Origin of the sequence: Aquamicrobium ahrensii, assembly GCF_040545755.1 — a bacterium.
GTDB lineage: Bacteria > Pseudomonadota > Alphaproteobacteria > Rhizobiales > Rhizobiaceae > Mesorhizobium > Mesorhizobium ahrensii.
Genome location: NZ_JBEPMN010000011.1, coordinates 19930 through 41030 on the forward strand (window position 1 = coordinate 19930; position 21101 = coordinate 41030).

General features: G+C 64.1%; 17 protein-coding genes and 1 riboswitch. All 17 genes read right to left on the reverse strand.

Annotated features, from left to right (window positions below; genetic code table 11):
* Nucleotides 1-4: 4 nt before the first annotated feature.
* Nucleotides 5-1048, reverse strand: coding sequence for an ABC transporter permease (locus ABID44_RS13540; RefSeq protein ID WP_378226836.1), 1044 nt, complete (start codon nt 1046-1048; stop codon nt 5-7).
* A gap of 39 nt (nt 1049-1087) precedes the next feature.
* On the reverse strand, nt 1088-2737 hold the full coding sequence (locus ABID44_RS13545; protein WP_354152246.1) for an ABC transporter substrate-binding protein: 1650 nt from the start codon (nt 2735-2737) through the stop codon (nt 1088-1090).
* 158 nt (nt 2738-2895) lie between these two features.
* Complete coding sequence (locus ABID44_RS13550; RefSeq protein ID WP_354152247.1) at nt 2896-3693, reverse strand: class I SAM-dependent methyltransferase; 798 nt, start codon at nt 3691-3693, stop codon at nt 2896-2898.
* Entirely contained in the window at nt 3690-4130 is a 441-nt protein-coding gene (locus ABID44_RS13555) for a pseudoazurin (RefSeq protein WP_354152248.1), read from the reverse strand. The genes ABID44_RS13550 and ABID44_RS13555 overlap by 4 nt, the downstream gene beginning before the upstream one ends.
* Nucleotides 4131-4140: 10 nt before the next feature.
* Nucleotides 4141-4905 carry an ABC transporter ATP-binding protein gene (locus ABID44_RS13560; protein WP_354152249.1) on the reverse strand — a complete coding sequence of 255 codons (765 nt, stop codon included), beginning with the start codon at nt 4903-4905 and terminating at the stop codon, nt 4141-4143.
* Nucleotides 4902-5927, reverse strand: coding sequence for a FecCD family ABC transporter permease (locus tag ABID44_RS13565; RefSeq protein WP_354152326.1), 1026 nt, complete (start codon nt 5925-5927; stop codon nt 4902-4904). The genes ABID44_RS13560 and ABID44_RS13565 overlap by 4 nt, the downstream gene beginning before the upstream one ends.
* Nucleotides 5928-5953: 26 nt before the next feature.
* Nucleotides 5954-6970: an ABC transporter substrate-binding protein gene (locus tag ABID44_RS13570; protein WP_354152250.1), complete on the reverse strand. Its 1017-nt coding sequence runs from the start codon at nt 6968-6970 to the stop codon at nt 5954-5956.
* Nucleotides 6971-7123: 153 nt separating this feature from the next.
* A riboswitch (cobalamin riboswitch) is annotated at nt 7124-7325 on the reverse strand.
* A gap of 115 nt (nt 7326-7440) precedes the next feature.
* Entirely contained in the window at nt 7441-8610 is a 1170-nt protein-coding gene (locus ABID44_RS13575) for a trans-sulfuration enzyme family protein (protein ID WP_354152251.1), read from the reverse strand.
* On the reverse strand, nt 8607-10034 hold the full coding sequence (locus ABID44_RS13580) for a pyridoxal-phosphate dependent enzyme (RefSeq protein ID WP_354152252.1): 1428 nt from the start codon (nt 10032-10034) through the stop codon (nt 8607-8609). Before ABID44_RS13580 ends, ABID44_RS13575 begins: the two co-directional genes overlap by 4 nt.
* A gap of 281 nt (nt 10035-10315) precedes the next feature.
* The gene (locus ABID44_RS13585) at nt 10316-13486 is read right to left on the reverse strand and encodes a TonB-dependent receptor domain-containing protein (protein WP_354152253.1); all 3171 of its coding nucleotides are present in this window, start codon (nt 13484-13486) and stop codon (nt 10316-10318) included.
* A gap of 132 nt (nt 13487-13618) precedes the next feature.
* Complete coding sequence (locus ABID44_RS13590; RefSeq protein ID WP_354152254.1) at nt 13619-14569, reverse strand: FecR family protein; 951 nt, start codon at nt 14567-14569, stop codon at nt 13619-13621.
* 119 nt (nt 14570-14688) lie between these two features.
* A complete protein-coding gene (locus ABID44_RS13595; protein ID WP_354152255.1) occupies nt 14689-15186 on the reverse strand; it encodes an RNA polymerase sigma factor in 498 nt (165 codons plus the stop codon).
* Nucleotides 15187-15650: 464 nt separating this feature from the next.
* Nucleotides 15651-16910: a Zn-dependent hydrolase gene (locus ABID44_RS13600; protein WP_354152256.1), complete on the reverse strand. Its 1260-nt coding sequence runs from the start codon at nt 16908-16910 to the stop codon at nt 15651-15653.
* 117 nt (nt 16911-17027) lie between these two features.
* The gene (locus ABID44_RS13605; protein ID WP_354152257.1) at nt 17028-18035 is read right to left on the reverse strand and encodes a TIGR03842 family LLM class F420-dependent oxidoreductase; all 1008 of its coding nucleotides are present in this window, start codon (nt 18033-18035) and stop codon (nt 17028-17030) included.
* A 78-nt stretch (nt 18036-18113) separates the two neighbouring features.
* Nucleotides 18114-18791: an NADPH-dependent F420 reductase gene (gene npdG, locus ABID44_RS13610; RefSeq protein WP_354152258.1), complete on the reverse strand. Its 678-nt coding sequence runs from the start codon at nt 18789-18791 to the stop codon at nt 18114-18116.
* Nucleotides 18788-20158, reverse strand: coding sequence for a coenzyme F420-0:L-glutamate ligase (cofE, locus tag ABID44_RS13615; protein ID WP_354152259.1), 1371 nt, complete (start codon nt 20156-20158; stop codon nt 18788-18790). Before cofE ends, npdG begins: the two co-directional genes overlap by 4 nt.
* On the reverse strand, nt 20155-21093 hold the full coding sequence (gene cofD, locus ABID44_RS13620) for a 2-phospho-L-lactate transferase (RefSeq protein WP_354152260.1): 939 nt from the start codon (nt 21091-21093) through the stop codon (nt 20155-20157). Before cofD ends, cofE begins: the two co-directional genes overlap by 4 nt.
* Between the last annotated feature and the right edge of the window lie 8 nt (nt 21094-21101).

Below are 21101 nucleotides of genomic sequence, written 5' to 3' on the forward strand. Positions count from 1 at the left end.
CTCGTCAGTTCCTCGTGCGGGGATCGAGCATGCGATAGAGCACGTCGGATAACAGGTTGATGGCGATGAACACGGAGCCGATGACGATGGTGCCCCCAAGCACCGCGTTCATGTCGGCGTTCTGCAACGAGTTGGTGATGTAGAGCCCGAGCCCCGGCCACGCGAAGACCGTTTCGGTCAGCACCGAACCTTCAAGCAGGCCGGCATAGGAAAGCGCGATCACCGTCACCAGCGGCACCGCCGCATTGCGCAAAGCGTGACCCCAGATGATGCGCGTTTCCGAAAGGCCTTTGGCGCGCGCCGCGACGATATATTCCTGGCTCAGCTCGTTGAGCATAAAGGAGCGTGTCATGCGGCTGATATAGGCCAGCGAAAAATAACCCAGCAGCGAGGCCGGCAGGATGATGTGCGAGAAGATGTCCCGGAATGCGGCCCAGTCGCGATTGATGACGGCGTCGATCAGATAGAAACCGGTGACGGGCGTGAACGTGTATTCGAACACCACGTCCATGCGGCCCGGCCCGGAGGTCCAGCCGAGTTTGGCGTAAAACACCAGCAGCGCCAGCAGGCCGAGCCAGAAGATCGGCACGGAATAGCCGATCAGGCCGATGATGCGCACGATCTGGTCGGCGAGGCTGCCGCGCCTGACGGCCGCCAGAACGCCCAGCGGGATGCCGAAGGCCGCGCCGATGATCGTGCCGACGGTGGCCAGTTCCATGGTCGCCGGAAAGACGCGGCGGATGTCGGTCATCACCGGGTTTGTGGTCAGCACCGAGGTGCCGAAATCCCCCTGCAGCACGCCTTTCACGTACAGGATGAACTGCTGGTAGTAAGGCAGGTTGAGACCCATCTCCTGCCGCACGCGTTCCACCACATGAGCGGGCGCGCGGTCGCCGACGATGGCCAGCACCGGATCGATCGGCACGACGCGGCCTATGAAGAAGGTGACGGCCAGCAGACCGAGATAGGTGGTGAAGACGATCACCACGAAGCCGGCGACCGATTTGAAGAGAGCCCAGGCGCGCCGGTTGGCGCGCCTTGCCCGCATTGGCGTATCAGCTGTGCTCACCGGATTGACCCTGCCGGATCATTCCTTGGTGACGGGTGCGAGCGGGTTGGAATCGAAGCTCGGCCCGAGCCTGTAGCCCTTGACGTTGCCACGCACGCCCGCAACCTCGATCTGTTGGTAGATCATCACGAAGGGGCTCGAATCCAGCGCTTCCTGCTGCAGCTTCTGATAAAGCCCGGCGCGCTTGTCGTTGTCACGCTCCAGAAGCGCGGCCTTGACCTGCTCCGTCAGTTCCGGAATGTCCCAGGCGTTGCGCCATGCCAGCGACTTCACCGCCGCATCGTCGCCGTTGTCCGGGTTTGAGGTGAAGGCGTCGGCATTGGTGTTCGGGTCCCAATAGTCCATGCCCCACTGACCGATATACAGGTCGTGGTTGCGCGCACGGTACTTGGTCAGCGTCTGCTTGCCGTCGCCGGGGATGATCTCGATCTTCAGGCCGGCCTGCGCCGCCGTCTGCTGGAAGGATTCGGCGATGCCGGTCACGGGCTGGGTGTTGCGCACATCGAAAGTGACGGAGAAGCCGTCCTTCAGGCCAGCTTTTTCCAGCAGTTCCTTAGCCTTGGCGACGTCGAAGCTGTAGGGGTTGGAATCAAGCGCGCCGAGCACGCCCTTCACCTGATAGGTCTGGTGAATTTCGCCGATGCCCTTGATCAGCGTGGCGCCGATGGCATCGTAATCGACCAGATATTTGAACGCTTCGCGAACCTCGGGCTTCGCAAGGTTCTCGTTCTTCTGGTTGAGGCTGATGTAGTAGACCGTGCCCTTTGGCGCGCTGGTCGTCGTCAGGTCGGCATTCTTCTGGACGGCGTCGTAGTCGCCGGGCTCCAGATTGCGGGCGACATCCACGTCGCCGGCTTCCAGCATCAGGCGCTGCGTGGCGCTTTCCTTCACATGGCGATAGATGATGCGGGCCAGAGCCGGCTTCTCGCCGTAATAGTTGTCGTTGCGCTCAAGCACCAGAATCTCGTTGGCGCGCCAGTCGCGGATACTGAACGGACCGGAACCGGCATAGTTGGTCTTCATCCAGGCGTAGCCGAAGTCGGTGTCGTATTTGTAGTCGTCGCTCGGCGTCTTCGCCTCGGCGTGCTCCATGACCAGCTTCTGGTCGAGTATCGCGCCGACGGTGGCGGTCAGACAGTTGAGCACGAAGCTCGGCGCATAGGGCTGGTCGACTGTGAAGACGAAGGTGGTGTCGTCCACGGCCTTGGCCTTTTCGGTGACGTTGTCGCCGGTGAGGCCAAACTGGGTGAGAATGAAGGCCGGGCTCTTGTCGAGCTTGACGGCGCGCTCGAACGACCAGGCGACGTCCGCGGCGGTCAGCGGGTTGCCGGAGGCGAACTTGATGCCCGGCTTCAGCTTGAAGGTGTAGGTAAGGCCGTCATCGGAAATTTCCCAGCTTTCGGCTGCGCCGGGCTTGACCTTGGTGGTGTCGTCGATGTCGAGGCGCACCAGCATGTCATAGGCGTTGCCGATGAATTCGGCCGGGCTCAGCTCGAAGGATTCGGCCGGATCGAGCGTGATGGTGTCATCGAATGCCCACGCCTGGACCAATGTGTCGGCCGGTGTCGCCGCGAAGGCAGGGGCCGTTCCACCTGCCGCGAGCAGCAGCGACATCGCCGCTCCTGCGAGAAGCGGGCGGAAACGCATGTTGATTTTCCCCATTGTCATGTTCAACTCCCCGTTTGTTGATGCCGCGATCCGACGAAAGAAGGCGTCTGCCAACTGTATCGATCGCCATTGGGGAAATACAATCCGTTCTTGCACATAAAGACAATCCCCCTCCTGTCCAATCCTTCTGGCTTGCCGGCCGCTCCTTCGCCGCCGGACTATACCGCGGCTGGTTTGAGAGCGCTCAGGATGAAGCGGCGGTAGACGCGGGTGCGCAGACGGTTGCGCAAACAGGCGGTTTTGCGCTGCGCCCTGGCGATGCCGTCATGCGGAATATGGCGGATTGCCTCAAAACCTGTTTCCGCCAGCAAGGGGCCAAGCCGCTCGCAGGTGAGCCCCTCGCCGAAGGGCAGCGCGCGCATGATCATCTCGTGCTTCTCGCTCATGGCCCCGTCATAGTAGGGGTCGGCCCCCTGAATGCGGTCGATCAGCGAAACCAGATATGCGAACAGGCGACCCGTCGGGCTCGGCTTCGTCCAGTCGCCGTCATAAACGAGCAGTCGGCCGCCGGGCTTCAGCAGACGCAGCCATTCGCGAAACGTCGCTTGCGGAGCGGTCAGCGTCCACACCAGATGGCGGCAGACGATGGCGTCATAGGCAGCGTCCGGCTCCATCGGGTTTTCGGCATCGGCAAGGATGAAACGCAGCCTCTCCTTGCCCTCGTGCTTGGCGCGCGCCACCCCCAGCATCGCCTCGGAGAAGTCGAGCGCGGTGACGTCGTGGCCGAGATCGTGGATCAGCCGCGTGACCTCCCCCGTGCCGCAGGCGAGTTCCAGAACCTTGAGCGGACGGTCGCCCAACGTTTCCCGCATTGGCTGCTGCCATGCACGCGCTTCCGGCCCCGGCGCAATGAAGTGGCCAAAGGCCAGATCGAAGGTCTGCGAACGCTTCGACCAGTAGGAGCGAATTTCTTCCTTCAGGTCGAAATTGCCGCGGGGAGACGGACGCGCATTCATTTCCCGTATCCGTTGCGTTCCAGGATTTCGTCAAAGCGCTTCTTCGCCCGCTCAGGTACGTCGGAAGCCGGGAACGATGCCGGCAGGTCCGCGTCACCGACGCGGATGATCATCACCATGCCCATGCCGTAGTGCGGCGAGCATTTGACGCCGTAGAAACCTTGCCTGTCGAGCGTGACCTCGATCTCCTCGTTGATCTTGCCGAGAAAGCCTTCATATCCTTCCGGGGCCATGCCCTCGACCGTCGCCGCATTGTGGCCGCTGGTCGTCCCGAGGAATTTCACCGTGTCGCCGGGAGCTATTTCGAGGAAATCCGGCTCATAGACCATCGGGCCGGTTTCATTGCGGTTCAGCATCTTCACCTCATGCGTCTCGGCGAACACCGGCGCGGAAACGACAAGCGAGGCGAACATGATAGCGGACGTGGCGATGCGCATGGCGTTCCTTTCATTCTATGTGGTCGAGACGGAAAAACCGGGCGCCGTCGGCAGGATCGGTGACGATGCTGGCGCGCACGCCGAACACCTCGGCGATACGCTCCACGTTCAGCACCTGTTCAGGCGCGCCGAGCGCCACAAGCCGTCCGCCCGCCATCACGCCGACGCGGTCGCAGGCCAGCGCCTGATTGAGATCGTGAAGCGCGACGATGGAGGTGACCGGCAGGGCGGCCACCAGCTTCAGAATGGAAAGCTGGTGGCGCACGTCCAGATGGTTGGTGGGCTCGTCGAGCAGGAGGATGCGGGGGCGCTGCGCCAGCGCGCGGGCGAGATGCACACGCTGCTTCTCGCCGCCGGAAAGCGTGGCCCAGTAACGTGTTCCGAAACCGTGCAGATCGGCGCCGGCCATTGCTTCGGCGACGATGCGGTCATCCTTGGCCGACCATGGTTGCAGTGGCGTCAGCCACGGCGTGCGTCCAAGCTCCACCGCATCACGCACGGTGATCGCCTCGCCGGTGTCCGCCTGCTGTTCGAGATAGGCGATCTTCTGCGCCGCCAACCGGCGCGGCAGATGGCCAAGCGGCTGGCCTTCCACGAGGACATCGCCGGTGGTCGGCTTGAGGATACCGGAAAGCAGCCGCAGAAGCGTGGACTTGCCCGAACCATTGGGCCCGACCAGCCCCAGCGTCTCCCCCTCGCGCACGGCGAGACTCACGTCGCGGACGATCTGCGTGCGCCGCACGCTCCAGCCAAGATCATGCGCTTCAAGGATCATGCTCTGCGCCGACCCCTGAGCAGAATAAGAGCGAAGGCAGGCGCACCGACCAGCGCGGTGATGACGCCGATGGGCAGCACCTGTCCGGGGATCATGGTGCGCGACAGCACGTCGGCGGCGATGAGGAAGGCTGCGCCTGTCAGCGCGGTAGCCGGCACCAGCCTGCCATGTCGCACACCAACCACGAAACGCGCCGCATGCGGAATGACGAGGCCGACGAAACCGATGGAGCCGACGATGGAAACCATGACGGCGGTGACGAGCGCGGTGAGCCCGATTAGCACGATCTGTACCCTGCGCACCGGAATGCCCAGGGAAGCAGCGGATTCCGCCCCGAAGGCGAATGCATCGAGGGCGCGCGCATACCACACGCAGGCGATGAGCCCGGCCGCAGCCACAGGCACGGCCAGCGTCACATCCGGCCAGCGCACGCCGCTCAGATTGCCGAGCAGCCAGAACATGATGCCCCGCGCCTGTTCGGCATTGGCCGATTTGGTGATGATGAAGGAGGTGAGCGCGTTGAAAAGCTGCGAACCGGCGATGCCGGCCAGGATGATCTGCCCCGCGCCGCGCGCCGATACGCCGCCGCCGGCCGCCCGCGCCAGCAGTGCGACGAGCAGGAAGGCCGTGACTGCGCCCGCGAACGCACCGAGCGACATCGACACCGCCCCGCCGCCGAGGCCGGCGATCGTCACGGTCACCGCTCCGGTCGACGCCCCCGCCGATATGCCAAGCAGATAGGGATCGGCCAGAGCGTTGCGCAGCAGCGATTGCAGCACGAGACCGGACAGCGCCAGCCCCGCGCCGCAGGAAGCGGCCACCAGCGCGCGCGGCAGGCGATAATTCCAGACGATGCCCATGTCGATCGGATCGAGCGGATAGGCAGCGCCCAGAACCTTGTTGGCCAGCGTCTGCACCACGATGGAGAGCGGAATGGGCGTCTCGCCGATACAGGTTCCGGCAAAGACCGCCGCCGCCAGGGCGACGAGGCTTGCCGGCCAGCGCCACCACAGCCGCGCCATGGAATGCTGGCCCGCAGAAACTATCGTCACCTGGCGACGCCCAGATCCACCAGCGCGTCGGCCAGCACCTCGATGCCGGCCACTGTGCGCATGGTGGCGTCCATGGCATGGCCGTCCATCACCACAATGCGGTTGTTCTTCACAGCCTCCATCTGGCTGGCGACCGGATCAGTCTTGAGGAATTCGAGCTTCTTTTCATGGTCGTCGGCGGGAAAGCGGCGGCGATCCATCCTGGCGATGATGATGATCGTCGGATTGGCCTTGGCGATGGTCTCCCAGCCAACCACCGGCCATTCCTCATCGGATTCCACGATGTTTCGAATGCCGAGCTTGTTCAGCATGTAGGCCGGCCCGCCCTTGCGGCCGGCGACATAGGGGTCGATGTTCATGTCGGCGCTGGAGAACCAGAACACGGCCGACACGTCCTCGATGTCGAGAGCCTTCGCGCGCTCGACGGCGTCATCCTCGCGCTTCACCAGATCTGCGACGACTTCCTCCCCCTTGTCCTGCACGTCGAAGATTTCAGCAAGCTCGCGCACGCCCTGATGAATGGTCTCAGTCGAGAAGGCGGCGGTGCGGGTGCCGTCGACGCCGACGCTGTTGTCCTTGGCCACGCAATCGGCGGGCATCACATAGGTCGGGACGCCGACCTCGTGGAACTGCTCGCGGGTCGCGACAATGCCCTCCGGCCCGACGTGCCAGATGAACTGCACCGCGACGAGATCGGGTTTCCTGGCCACCACGCTCTCGAAGCTGGGATCGTTGTCGGCCAGCCGCTCGACATTGTCGTTGATGGACTTGTGCTCGGGCAGCACATCGGTGAACCAGACGGAGGTGCCGGTCACCTTGTCGCCGAGACCCAGCGCATAGAGCGCCTCGGTGGAGGCCTGGCCGACGGTGACGGCGGTGGCCGGCGCCTTGTCGAAGGTGATCGTCTCGCCGCAGTTTTCCAGCGTGAGCGGATATTCCGTAGGCTCGGCGGCCGCATGGACCGTGAGCAGCGCAAGGCTAGCGGCGGCAAGTGCCAGACGCGGGAAGGTCATGACGCGAAGTTCTCCGATTGGTTTGCAGCGGGGACCGGAGGCTTCGGACGGGGAACGCAATGAAAAGCCACGCATCCGCAGGCATACGGCAGACGGCCTGATCAGGCAGGGAAGGCTTCATCGACAACCTCTCCCGGGCGCCCCGCCCGGCACGTTCAGTTCCAGTTGTCGGCAGGTCTCCTGACTGACGGATCGACGCCCTTCCCCGCCTTCCCGGGCCGAAGCCCAGTGGCATTTCCGGGGAGCGGACTCACCGCCTACAGTTGCGGGGGCAGTTTCGTTTCGCAGGTCTTTGGCCAACCTGCGGCGAATTCCCTCTTCGTTCCTTTCGGAAACCGACACCATGCTCGTATCGCATGTGCGGTGACCTTTTCAAGTCGGACAAACCGTCGTCCCCAGCAGCCTGCCGGCCCGAGCGGCCAATCGGGAACCGCTGAACCCCCGGGGCATTGCTTCGGGGCCTGCGTTCTTCAGCCTGCCAGCGCCTGCTCCAGATCCGCGGTCAGGTCCGCGCCATCCTCGATGCCCGCCGACAGGCGCACCAGCGAATCCGATATGCCGATGGCGGCGCGTTGCGCTGCGGGAATGGAGCCGTGCGTCATCGTCGCCGGATGCTCGATCAGGCTTTCCACGCCGCCAAGGCTTTCGGCCAGCGTGAACAGACGGGTCCGCTCCAGAAAGCGCTTCGTGCCCGCCAGATCGCGGTCGAGCTCCACGGAGAGCATGCCGCCGAAGGCCTGCATCTGACGTGCGGCGACAGCATGCTGGGGGTGACTTTCGAGGCCCGGATAGATCACCCTGCGCACGTCCGCGCGAGCTTCCAGCCAGCGGGCTATGGTGAGGCCGTTCTGCGAATGCCGCTCCATCCTGAGCGCCAGCGTCTTGATTCCGCGCAGGGCGAGGAAGCTGTCGAAGGGGCCGGAAATGGCGCCGACGGCGTTCTGCAGGAACCTCAGCCGGTCGCGCAATTCACCTTCCTCGCGCACCACGGCGACGCCTCCGATCATGTCCGAATGACCATTGAGGTATTTGGTGGTGGAGTGAACGACGATATCGATGCCGAGTTCCAGAGGCCGCTGGATGTAGGGGCTGCAAAACGTGTTGTCGACGATCGTCACCAGCCCCTTGCGGCCGGCGAGAGCCACCATCGCCTCCAGATCGACGATCTTCAGGAGCGGGTTTGTCGGCGTCTCGATCCATAAAAGCTTCGTCTCCGGCCGGATCGCGGCCTCGACCGCAGCAAGATCGGTGAAGTCGGCGAAATCCACGGCCAGCGAAGCCGTGCGCCGCCGCACCTTGTCGATGAGCCGGAACGTGCCGCCATAGATGTCGTCCGTCGCCAGGACATGCGTGCCGGCGTCGAACAGTTCCAGCACCGTCGCGATCGCCGCCAGTCCCGAAGCGAAGGCGAAGGCGGCAGCGCCGCTTTCGAGATCGGCCACGGCGCGTTCGAAGGCGAAGCGCGTCGGGTTCTGGCTGCGGGCATATTCGAAACCCTTGTGCACGCCCGGGCTTTCCTGCGCATAGGTCGAGGTGGCGTAGATCGGCACCATGACCGCGCCGGTCGTCGGGTCATGGCTCTGGCCGCCATGAATGGTGCGCGTCGAGAAAGCGAGCCGGTTCTTGCGGTCTGTGGTCATTTGCTGGTCCGCCTCAGATGGTTGATCAGGTCGATGCGGGTGATGAGCCCGATGAATTCGTCGCCGTCGAAGATGATGGCTACCTCGTTGCGGTCGAACACCGGCAGCAGCGCATCGAGCGTCTGGCTGGCCTGCAGCGTGTGCAGGTCGCGCGTCATGGCCGTGCGTACGTCCCCGTTGAAGCGCTCCCAGCGGCTGTCGTAGGGTCCCTCGACCCTGGCCAGGATATCGCTTTCGTCGATGATGCCGACCAGCCTGCCCTCTTCCAGCACCGGAAGCTGGGATACGTCTGCGCGCCGCATGCGGCCATAGGCGTTGAGCAGGCTTTCCTCCGGCCCCACCCAGACTGTGCCGCCCTCGCGGTGCGTGCGGGCGACAAGGTCGCGCAGATCGCCATGCTGTTCGCGCTCCGACAGGCCTTGCTCGGCCAGCCAGAAATCGTCGAACACCTTGGACAGATATTTGTTGCCGGAATCGCAGACCAGCGTCACCACCCGCTTGGGCGTCCGTTGCTCGCGGCAGTAGCGAAGCGCCGCCGCCAGCAGCGTGCCCGACGACGAGCCGGCGAGAATGCCTTCTTTCGACAGGAGTTCGCGCGCCGCCGCCATGCTCTGGCGGTCCGGAACCGAATAGGCCTTCGCCACAAGCGACAGATCGGCATTGGGCGGAATGAAGTCCTCGCCGATGCCTTCCACAGTCCAGCTTCCGGCCTCGCCCAGCTCGCCCGTCTTGATATAGGGTGCGAGCACGGACCCAGCCGGATCGGCCAGGATGATCTCGGTCTTCGGCGACACCTTCGCAAAGAAGCGGCCGAGACCGGTGAGCGTGCCCCCGGAGCCGACGCCCACCACCACCGCATCGACGTCGCCGTCGAGCTGCCGCCAGATTTCCGGCCCGGTCGTGGTTTCATGCGCCAGCGGATTCGCCGGATTGGCGAACTGGTTGGCGTAGAAGGCGCCAGGCGTCCCGGCGGCAATGCGCTCGGCCATGTCCTGATAATATTCGGGATGCCCCTTGAGCACGTCCGAACGGGTCAGCCGCACTTCCGCACCGAGCGCGCGCAAATGCTGCACCTTCTCGCGCGACATCTTGTCGGGCACCACCAGTATGATGCGATAACCCTTGGGAATGCCGACCTGCGCCAACCCGAGACCGGTGTTGCCGGCAGTCGCTTCCACGATCGTGCCGCCCGGCGCGAGCACGCCGCGCCGCTCGGCGTCGGCGACCATGGACAGCGCGATGCGATCCTTGATCGAACCGCCGGGGTTCTGGCTCTCCAGCTTGACGAACAGGCGGCACGGGCCGGTGTCGAACTTTTTCAGTTCCACCACCGGTGTCTGGCCGACGAGGTCGAGAACCGAACCATAAGGGGATTGCAGGCGTGAAGCCTGCAATGGAGCCGTATCGGGCGGGCGGGTGGCCATGGGAGCGCCTCTCCATGCTGTCTGACAACCAGAGCAGAAACAGGATTGCGTCTTAACGATATTGATCGACCAATAAAGGCAGATGCAAGTCATTAATTCCGGATTTTTAGAATTAAATTCTCACACGACTGTTTCACCATGGCTGCAAACTCAGCCAGACAGGTTGCATGGGACCTCCCGGCCGAACCCCTCATGCCCGAGGCCAGGTTCAGGCGCGGCTGTCAAATCGCTGCGGGAGCCGGACGATATCTCGCCCGGCTCCCGCAATCTGTTTGGATGGCTCAGAACTTGTAGCTGACGCCGAACCTCAGATCGTGCGAGCTGTCGATCCTGACATTGCGGCCCAGCCCGGCAGAAGAGAAGTCGGCGCTGCCATAGTCTGAATACCGGTATTCGGCCCTGACAATCGCCTTGTCGGTGATGGCATGCTCGATGCCGGTTCCAATGGTGAAGCCGGCATGGGTTTTCGAACCGGACACCGGATCCTGACTGGCGGTCAGCGAGCCACTGGCGAAGGAGGCCTCATGATCGTAGTTGGCGAAAGCGACACCGGCCGCGACATAGGGCAGATATCGCCCATAGGCATAGCCGACACGGCCCCTGACCGCGCCGGACCAGTTCTGCTTCGACTTGAGCCTCGCTTCGAGATAGTCGGAGGAGCTCAGGCGATAAATTGTGAAAGCGTCCGTTCCGCCCTGGCTGTCGGCGATATTGAGGTCGGCGTCGACGCCGGCCACAAAACCGTTGCCGAAGGCATGATTGTAGCCGGCATAGACGCCACCGAGGAACCCTTCGAGGCGCTGCCTGTAGGAGGAGGCGTAGGAGAGGCCGGCCGCATCCACCCCATATTCATTGTCGGTGCGCGACCAGTCGTGCCCGGCGCTGACACCGGCATAGAAGCCGTTCCAGTCATAGGCAGCCGGCCCCGCCATCCCGCCCTTCTGGGCGGCGATCGCCGCCATCACGCCGGCATTCGGGTCGGCCGGCTGCGACGACATGCCGGGAACGCCGATCTTGGTGCTGAAGCCGGCGATGAAGGTGCGACCCTTGCCGGCAAGCTGCACGCCGTCGCCGCTCAGGGGAACGGCGTAGACCTTGTTGCCGACGTTCTCGACCGAGAAGAACAGCCGGCTCGCCTCGTTGAAGTCGTAGGAGCCATAGATGTCGAAGAGGGTGTGGGAGGGAACATCCGTGAAGGTCGCTTCCGGACCGCTGAAGTTGATGGTGGCATAGGTGCCTTTGCCGACATAACGGGCCTTGCCGCCGACGGCGAGCTTCTCATCGAAGAAGCGCAGCCCCACGTCGATCATGCCGTAGTCTTCCGGCAGGATGTCGATGTCGGCATTGCCGCCGGCCCCGACCATGCCGCCGACGGGAGTTCTTGTCTTCGCGTTGGTGTAGGAGAAGTTGGCGTAGGCGAAGCCGGCGTCATAGCCGCCTTCGATTTCCACGCCGCGCATGCGGGTTTTGCCCGGCACGTTGATCCACATGGCCGTGTCATACCAGCACTCGGCGGTGCCCGCGCAGCGCTCCATGCTGATGGTGCCGTTGGTGATGTAGTTCTTGATGCGATTGTCGAAGTAGCCGACCTTCAGCCGCGCGGCGTCCTTGGCGAAGAACAGGTCGTTCCTGGCGATGTTGAAGCCCAGATCCCAGCCTTTGCTGGTTTCCGGCTCGAGATCCATATTGTTGTAGATGCCGCTGCCGACCTGTGCGCCGATGCCGACCAGCCCCCAGAAGGATTCCTGGGCGGTGGGCGGACGATAGGTGTGCGAATAGGTTGTATAGAGCTGCAGCCAGTTGGTCGGGTTGGCGGCCAGCGTGACCTTCGGATTGACCTTGCCGCCATTGCGCGAAACATGCTCGGCCGGACAGTTTTCCGGGCCTACCGGGCATTCCGCGGAGCCACCGGCACCCGTGCCCTGCGTTCTGGCCTGCCTGATGCCGGAAAGGCGCCAGTGGTCGTAGCGCAGGCCCGTGGTGAAATCGAACATGCCGTAGGACAGGGTAGCGTCTGTGAAGGCGCTTGCCTTGGCCAGCTTTCCCGGCTGGTTCACGCCCCGCCTTTCGGAAACCTGATAGTCGTCCATGTGATAGGACGCGCCATAATCGAGCTTCAGGCCGAGACCGTTCGACAGGTCGAAGGTGCTGGTGTTGGTGATGTCGCCACCGAAGGAGACAGCATCCGTTTCGCGACCCGCATAGCTGCCGCCACCGGCGCCCGGATCGTACAGCATGTTCGCCTTGTTGTAGTAGAGGTTGACCTTGGCGTCGAAGAGGTTGCTGTCGGGCGTGAAGGCGTAGTTCAGCGAATAGGTGTTGTTCCTGACGCCCCACATATAGCCGGAATTGCGGAAATCATTGTCGTAATGGACCCAGCCCAACTTCAGCGCATGGGTGTCGTTCGGCTTGATCTCGATCTTGCCGAGGCCGCCGAGCGGCCGGCTCCGCTCGTAGAAGGCCGTGCCGTCGCCGTTGCGGTAATCCTTGCTCTGGCTGTCGGCCCAGGCGCCCATGACGCTCATCTCGCCCTGCCCGCCATTGATGGCGGTGCGCATGCCGGCCGCCGTCATTCCGCTCCAGTCATAACCGTTGGAGCCAGCCTTCCACTTGGTCATCACGCCGGCGTTGGAGCCGGGAAGCAGGATGTCGTCGATACCGATGGAGCGGAAGTTGGCGGCGCCCGACAGCGTACCCGATCCGGCTGCGCCCGACACCGCGCCGCGCGTGATGTCGACGCCGGCGATAAAGTCCGGCTGGAGGTAAAGATAGGTGCCGCCATAAGCGCCGTGGCCAGCGCCGTTACGGAAGGTCTGTGGCACCCCGTCGATCATGGAATTGACGCGGCCATAACCGCTCATGCCGCGAATGTTGACGGAAAGGCCCGGCTGGTTGGAGCCCGGACGCGAGAAGGTTCCCGGCGTGTTGCGCAACGCCTGATTGACATCGCCGCCATAGCGACCCTGCAAATTGTCGCTGCTGGTCGTGCTGACCGGCGCGGCGGTGCGGAACGGCGTATCGCCAGCCCCCTGCGCTGTGACGTCGATCGTATCGAGAACCACGGAGTCCCCGGCATTGGCCGCGCCGGAAGCCGGTACGGCCGAGATCGCCACCGTTTTGGCGGCGGTGAAGGAATAGGTCAGCCCCGTGCCGGACAGAAGCCGCGAAAGCGCCCCCTCGGGCGTCGCCGATCCGCTGAAGCCGCCAGTGCTCTTGCCGGCGGCCACGGAGGCCAGATAAGTCACCTGCAAGCCGGCCTGCCGGCCATATGCGGTAAGCGCCCGGCCTAGCGGACCGGAAGGAATGTTGAAACTGAGCTGTGCGGATTGCGCCCCTGCAGGGCGTGTGGTGCATGGGATGACGACAGCTACCGCCGTGGCGCCAAGCAATGCAGCCAGCACCGCCTGCCGCCCAGTCCTGAACACAGCGCAATTGCTGAATGAATTTCCCATTTGCAGACAGCTCCGATTGAATACGAACGAAACGGAGGCGTCTGCCTGGATGCTGGGTAATACGGTCTCCTGATGCTGTTACAATCGGCGACCGAAAATATTCGGCTCCCTGTCGAAATTTTTTCAAAAGTATCAGATCGGGGAAATGACGGTCAGCCCGGACGGCAGCCGGCGCACCCGCGCACCCGTGGGATGCACCACGGCCTGGAGCGCCGCGAAAGGATCCTGCAGATCGAAAAGGCCGCTGACCCGTTGTGCGCCGATCGCCGGGTTCGCCGTGACCACTTTCCCCGGCAGCCAGCGGCTTATACGAGCGACCAGCGTGGAAACCTGTTCCCTGTCGGCGACGATCGCCAGATCCCGCCAGGACGCGACCTGCCCGTCGCGGCGCACACCCCGGCTGAGGCTGCCGCTGGAGATGTCGCAGGCCGCCCACTCGCTTGCCTCCAGACGCAAGGCGGCGACGCCGCTCCGCCCCGGAACGGCAAGGCCGACAGCGCCATCGGCAACCGTCATGGTGACGACGCCAGCGTCGCTCGACATGTCGAACGACGCGCCGAACGCCGTGGCGGAAACGCCTTCACAAGCGACGGTGAGGACACGGTTCTGGTCACGCGTCACATCGAAAAAGCACATGCCCGTGAGCAGATCGATGCGATGCTCGTCCCGGCTCATCGTCAGCGCAAGGGCCGACCGGGGACCCAGCGTCGCGACGCTGCCGTCGGGCAGGTCTATGCGTCTGATCTCGCCCACGCCTGTCGTATGATCAGCATGCGCCCGCATCAGTGCGCCCGGCACGAATATCGAGCCCGCGACGGCAACGCCTCCCGCGGCCATCATAGCGCCCAGAACATTGCGCCGGGTCACGCGTTTTCGCGCTGTGCGCCGCTGCGCAAGAAGCTGGCCGGAAGCGCCATGGATCCGGGACACCCTGAGCCAGATTTCCTCATGGCGACCGCTCCGGGCCCGCCAGGCGCGCGCCATCTCAAACGGCACCGGATTGGCGGGATCGTTCTGCATGCGCATGACGATATCGATCGCTTCCGACACCAGCCGGTCAGGTTCTCCGGGATTCTCGTCCATCAAAGGCCTTCAAGTCAGGTCGGAACGGCCCGCCGCCAGCCGGGCGCCTGCCAGGGAATACAAACCGGAGCGAAGAATATTCGCTCCCGACGCCGGAAAAATTGAAGTCTGCTCCTGTGTCAGTCCACGCGCATCAGCAAATGCTTGTACGCACGATGAACCAATTCCCAGGCGCGTGTGCTCGACAGCCCCAATTTCCTCCCGACCTCGGCGACAGTCATGCCATCGATACGATGCAGGATGAAGGCCTCGCGTGTGTTTTGCGGCAATTCGTCAAGCGCTTCCGCTACCTGTTTCAGCATCTGCCTTGAGTAGACCGCAGTTTCCACCGAAGGTGACGGATCAGCGATCCTGAGCATGGTGTCGCCGTCGACATCAATTGTCGGATCTTTGACCTGCCGACGGTAATGATTGATGCTGAGATTGCGGGAAACCTCAAACAAATAGGCTCGCGGATTGTGGTTCTGCACGGTGTCGGCCGGTGGGTTGGCCAGCACCCGCAAGAAAGTATCCTGCGTCAGGTCCGCCGCAACATCCTCGGACAATCCCCGGCGACGCAAGGCCCTGGCGATTTCACATGCATGCCGGCGGAACAGCTCCTGAACATTCCAGGTCATGTTCACAACCTTCCACGTCAACGAATGGCAGCGGCCTAGCTGAAACAAAAAAACCACGCAACGGCAACAGTTTAGAGAGTTTCCAAGCTGTCTGTTCCCACCTCTGTCCCGACCCGCGTAAACTTGTGTCATTTTATCATGTTTTATGTTGTTTCGATGCTGCCCGGCAAATTTTTCAAGCCGGCCGGCGCCGTCCTTCACCGCTCAGCTGAGCCAGTACTTTTTCTCAACTGGACCAATCCGGGGACGCCTTTCGTTTCTGCACTCCGGACGAAAAACGGCCCGGGATTGTTCCCGGGCCGTTTGGCTTTGTGTTTTGTCAGTGGTTCATGGGTCGATGCCGGCATGGCCGGGGCCGGCCCAGCGGCTCCACGGTCATCTTAATGTCAGGCCGACAAGCCGCTTCACTGTCGGAAGACCGCCCCGGCACGTATTTCGTAGGCGAGCTCCGGGGATGAAACCAATCATGGCGCTGACGGGACGATCTCCGCCGTTTCGATGACGGCATGGAGGAGGACGTCGGCTCCGGCGGCGGCCCATTCCTTCGAGATGTCCTCGGCCTCGTTGTGCGACAGCCCGTCCACGCATGGGCACATGATCATCGTCGCCGGCGCCACCTTGGCGATCCAGCACGCATCGTGGCCCGCGCCCGAGACGATGTCCATGTGCGAGTAGCCGAGCTTGTCGGCGGAAGCCCGCACCCGTTCCACCAGTTCGGGCGCGAAGCTCACCGGATCGAAATGCCCCACCGCCTCCACCGCGCAGCCGACGCCCAGTTCTTTTGCGATCTCATGCGCCCCCGCCTCGATCCGCGCCCGCATGGCGTCGAGCTTGGCCTGGTCGGGCGAGCGGATGTCGACCGTGAACACCACCGTGCCCGGCAGCACGTTGCGCGAGTTGGGCGAGAACGTCACCTGCCCCACGCCGCCCACCGCGCCCGGCTGGTTCTCCATCGCCACCGCCTGCACCAGTTCAAGGATGCGGCCCATCGCCAGCCCGGCGTTGACCCGCATCGCCATCGGCGTCGAGCCCGTATGCGCCTCCTTGCCAATCAGCGTGAATTCAAGCCACCACAGCCCCTGGCCATGGGTGACGACGCCTATCTGCCGGTTTTCCGCCTCGAGGATCGGACCCTGCTCGATGTGGTATTCGAAATAGGCGTGCATCCTGCGCGCCCCCACCTCTTCCTCGCCCACCCAGCCAATGCGCTGCAACTCGTCGCCGAAGCGCAGCCCCTCCTGATCGGTGCGCGCATAGGCGTAGTCGAGGGAAAGCTCGCCCGCGAACACCCCCGACGCCAGCATGGCCGGCGCAAAGCGCGCCCCTTCCTCGTTGGTCCAGTTGGCGACGACGATCGGATGCTTCGTCCGGATGCCGAGGTCGTTGAGCGAGCGCACCACCTCCAGCCCCGCCAGCACGCCCAGAACCCCGTCGAACTTGCCGCCGGTCGGCTGGGTGTCGAGATGCGAGCCGATATAGACCGGCAGCGCATCCGGGTCAGCGCCCGCCCGCGTCATGAACATCGTGCCCATGCGGTCGACGCCTATCTCAAGCCCCGCATCCGCGCACCAGCGCCGGAACAGATGGCGGCCCTCATTGTCGGCGTCGCTCAGCGTCTGGCGGTTGTTGCCGCCCGCAACCCCCGGCCCAATCTGCGCCATCTCCATAAGCGACGACCACAAACGATCAGGATCAATGCGAAGGTTCTCGCCAGAGGTCGACATGGCATGTTCCTTTCAAATGCAATCTGCGGCGCAAGCGCCGGTTGGCGGCCAGCCGGGCGCGATGCAGGCGACCGATTCCGATCGCCTGCATCGCACGGCCAGCCAGTTTCGGCAGGATCAGGCGCCGGCGAAGGCCGGAATGACCTCGCGGCCATAGCGCGCGATGATTTCCTCTTCCTCGCCGCTGTCCAGATAGATGTTGAACTGCGTCACGCCGGCAGCCTCCAGCTCCCGGATCTTGGCGATATGCTGCTCCGGCTCGCCAAGCACGCAGAAGCTCTCGACAATGTCGGGCGTGATGAAGTCCAGATACGGATTGTCGCTCTGGCCGTGCTTGGAATAATCGTAGCCCCTGCGCTTCTCGATGTAGCTGGTCAGGCTCTTCGGCACGAGACCAGACTCCGAGCCGTACTTCTCGACGATATCCGCAACGTGGTTGCCGACCATCGCCGGGAACCATTTGGTGGCCTCTATGGCCTTGTCCATTGGCCCGAAATAGGCCGGAGCCGCGGCCATGGAGCGGAATTTCGACATATCGCGGCCGGCCGCCTTGCCGGCATCGAGGCACTGGTCGGTAAACCACTTGCACAGGCTGGGCTCGGCGATCTGCAACACCACGCCGTCTGCGGCTTCACCAGCCGCCTTGAGCGCCAGCGGGCCATAAGCGCCGATCCAGGCCGGCATTTCATGGCCGACGGCCCAGGGGAATTTCACCGGCTCGGGGCATTCCGGGTAGGTGACCTCCTCGCCGCGCACCATGGCTTTCATCTTCTCGACGAACTCGGTGACGCGCGACAGCGGCGCAGGCTTCTTACCCATCACCCGGCGCGAGGAGTCGCCGCGCCCTACCGCGATTTCGAGCCGGCCATTGCTTTGCTTGTTGAGCGAAGCGAACAGCGAGCCGGCCACCGACCAGTCGCGCACGTCGGGATTGGTCACCAGCGGGCCGAAATGCATGTCGCGCGTATGCTCCATGCACATGGCGATAGCCGGATAGCATTCACGCCACAGGATGTGCGAGTCATAGAACCAGCAATGGCTGAAGCCGGCATATTCAGCGGCGCGAACCAGATAGCGGGCGCGATCCGGCTCCACGAATCCCTTGAAGGTGATTCCAAATTCCATTCTTTCCTCCATTTTACAACGACGCGGACTTGACCGGGCGCCGCGCTGCAAACCCCTTGGTGGTCAGTATCCTGGCAGTCAGTGTCCGGGCGCCCAGATGCGGATGCCCGCATGCGAGAAGGGAACCTTTTTCGAGATGTTGAGGCGGATGAGCAAAGGCGTGATGGCCTCGACGCAACGCGCGCTTTTGGCGGGCCCCGCGTCATAGGTCTGAACGCCGATGCCTTCGATCAGCGCCTGCACTTCCTCCTTGGCGGCGAGATCGTCTCCACAGACGAACACGTCGCAATTGATGGGGCTTCCGAGATCGTTCAGCGAATGGGCGGAGACATTGTGCAATGCGCCGACGACCTTCACCCCCTCGCCGAGCAGCTTCTGCGCGGCCTCGGTGGCGGAGCCCTCAGGGGGCGGGCCATAGCCGCGCGGATTTCCCTGCTCCAGCGGCACAACGACATCGACGAGGATCTTGGCGTCGAGCGTGGCGCGCACTTCCTCCAGCGTGGCGTCATGGGCGGCGAAGGGCACCGCCAGCATCACGATGCGTTCCGCCGACTGCGCGGCCGCCACATTGTCCGAGCCGGTGATCCGGGCGAACGATCCGCCGGCCTGCGCCAGCCTGGCGTTGAGGTCCTCCGCAACAGCGCGGCCGCGTTCGGCGTCGCGCGAGCCGAGGGCGACGGCCACGCCGCTGCGCGCAAACCGCAGCGCCAGCCCCTGCCCCTGCGGGCCGGTCCCTCCGAGAATTGCAATGGTCATAGAAACAGCTCCTGTGAAAGCGGTCGAAGAAAGTCGCCAGCGCTGGCCGAGGGCGTGTCGCTCCATGGCAGGCCGCGTATGATCACCACGGGCAGCCCCGCGTCCTTCTGCATGAGCAGGCCGGAAGCGGCCGCGAGTTCATCGGCGAAGGCCGGCAAGGTCGCCTTGAGGCCCCGGCCATAGGCATCGGCGCGCACGGTCCAGTCGACCACGGCGGGAACGCCGGCGACGCCGATCGCGACGTTGACCAGACCATGCCGCCAGGGCCTGCCGAAAGTGTCGGTGACGACTACGCCGATCGGTCCGCCATAGCGCGTCTCCAGCCCCGCCTTGATGCGGGCGGCGCTTGCATCGGGGTCCTCTGGCAGGAGCAGCAACATATCGTCCTTGCCCTCGCCAAGATTGGACTGATCGATGCCGGCGTTGGCGCAGATCCAGCCCTGACGGTGGCGAGTGATCAAAAGCCCGTCCGGCTCCTGCCGCCGTGCGCGGAGTATGTCGGTGGATTCCGACAGGATCGCCTCGACCTTGCGCGCGTCCTTGCCGATTTCGGCTGCGATTTCCCGTGCCCGGTCCGAGGGCGCGAAGGCGTCGAGCGGGAACATTCGCGCCTCGCTCTTGGAGACGATCTTCTGGGCGACGATCACGATGTCGCGCGGCTTCAGCTCGCCGCCCATATCCGAAAGCGCCTGCGCGATCGCCGCCGACAGATCGTCGCCGGCCCCGATCTCCGGAATGCCGGCCACGGCGAACAGGCTCACCCCTTGCCTGCGAATGCAGCCTGCGGTGGAAGCCGACAACAGGTCGCGCGGCGTGTCGATGTCGCGGCGAAGGTTCGGCAGGGCAAGCCGCAGGCATTCCTTGCCGGCGCTTCTCGCCGCCGCCTCATGCGCCCCGGCGGAGCCTGGTCCGAACCGGAACGGAATGGCGTCCGGCGGCGACAGCAGGATGGCGTTGCTGCCGCCGTCGTATGATTCCGCGACGACGACGGGAACCTCGCAGCCAGCCTCGATCAGACTGGCGATTTCGGCCGCTTCGAGCGTCGGGATGTCGGCGTGGATGACGAGCAGCCTTTCGGCCCCGATGGAAGCCGCCCATTCGGCGGCGCGGTCAGCGGCGCCGTTGATCCCCGGCTTGCCATTCTGGCCGAGGGTGACGGCCTCATGGGCGCGCGCAATCTCGGCCACGCGCTCCGAAGGCGTGACCACCGCCAGCGGCTTGTCGCCATGAAAGCGACGAAAGAAGCCCAGGGTGTTCTCGAACAGAAGCAGCGCCAGCGTCTCGCGCGCATCGTTGCCAAGCGCGGACTTCAGGCGCGTCTTGGCCTCGGCCGGGTCCTTCATCAATATGGCGATGGCGACCGTCATTCCGCCACTCCGAGACCGGCGGCGAAGCCGAGCAGTTCGCGGGCAAGCCGTTCCGCGCCGACCGGGTCGCGCATCAATATGTCGGTGGCATGGACCTTCACGCCATCAGCCTCGATTGCGACGATGTCGTTGACGTCGCCGCTGTCGACCAGAAAACCGTCGATCAGGCCCTTGTAGCGGGCGGCGACGCCGGCAGCGCCCGCGGGTTGCCCGAGGTCGGCAAGCAGCTTGTCGAGCGGACCCTTCACGGCCTTGCCACCGATGAGCGGCGACACGCCGATGCGTGGCGCGCGACTTGCGGCGACCGTCTCGCGCAACGCCCTCACCGACAGGATCGGCTCCAGCGACAGGAGCGGATTGGAGGGAGCGAACACGATCAGGTCCGCATCCTTTATGGCTGTGAGCGCCGCCGCGCTCGCGGCGGCGGCTTCAGCGCCGACATAGCGGATCTCGCGAACGGCCGGCTGGCAGCGTTCGCCGACGAACCAGTTCTGGAAATCGAGCAGGCCCTTTTCGGTGATCAGCTTGGTGCGCAGCGGATCATCCGTGGCCGGCAGGATGCGTGCCTTGACGCCGAAACGGGCCGCGCATTCCTCCGTCACCTCGCTCAGCGAAGCGCCTTGCGACATGCGCCAGTTACGCCAGATGTGCAGGCCGAAATCGGCGTCGCCCAGCTTCATCCAGACCGGCGCGCCGAGATCGCGCAGGACATTGAGCCCGTTCACCGTGTCGTTGGCGACGCCCCACCCCTGTCCGCGGTCGATACGATCGGAAAGCGTGTAGGTGATGGTGTCGATGTCGGGGCAGACAAGCAGGCCGTAGAAGGTGTCGTCGTCGCCGATATTGGCGATGACCGTGAGCGCGCCTTCAGGCAGGACGCGCACGAGCCCTTCCGCCATACGCGCACCGCCGACGCCGCCTGCAAGCAAGACCACTTTTTTCT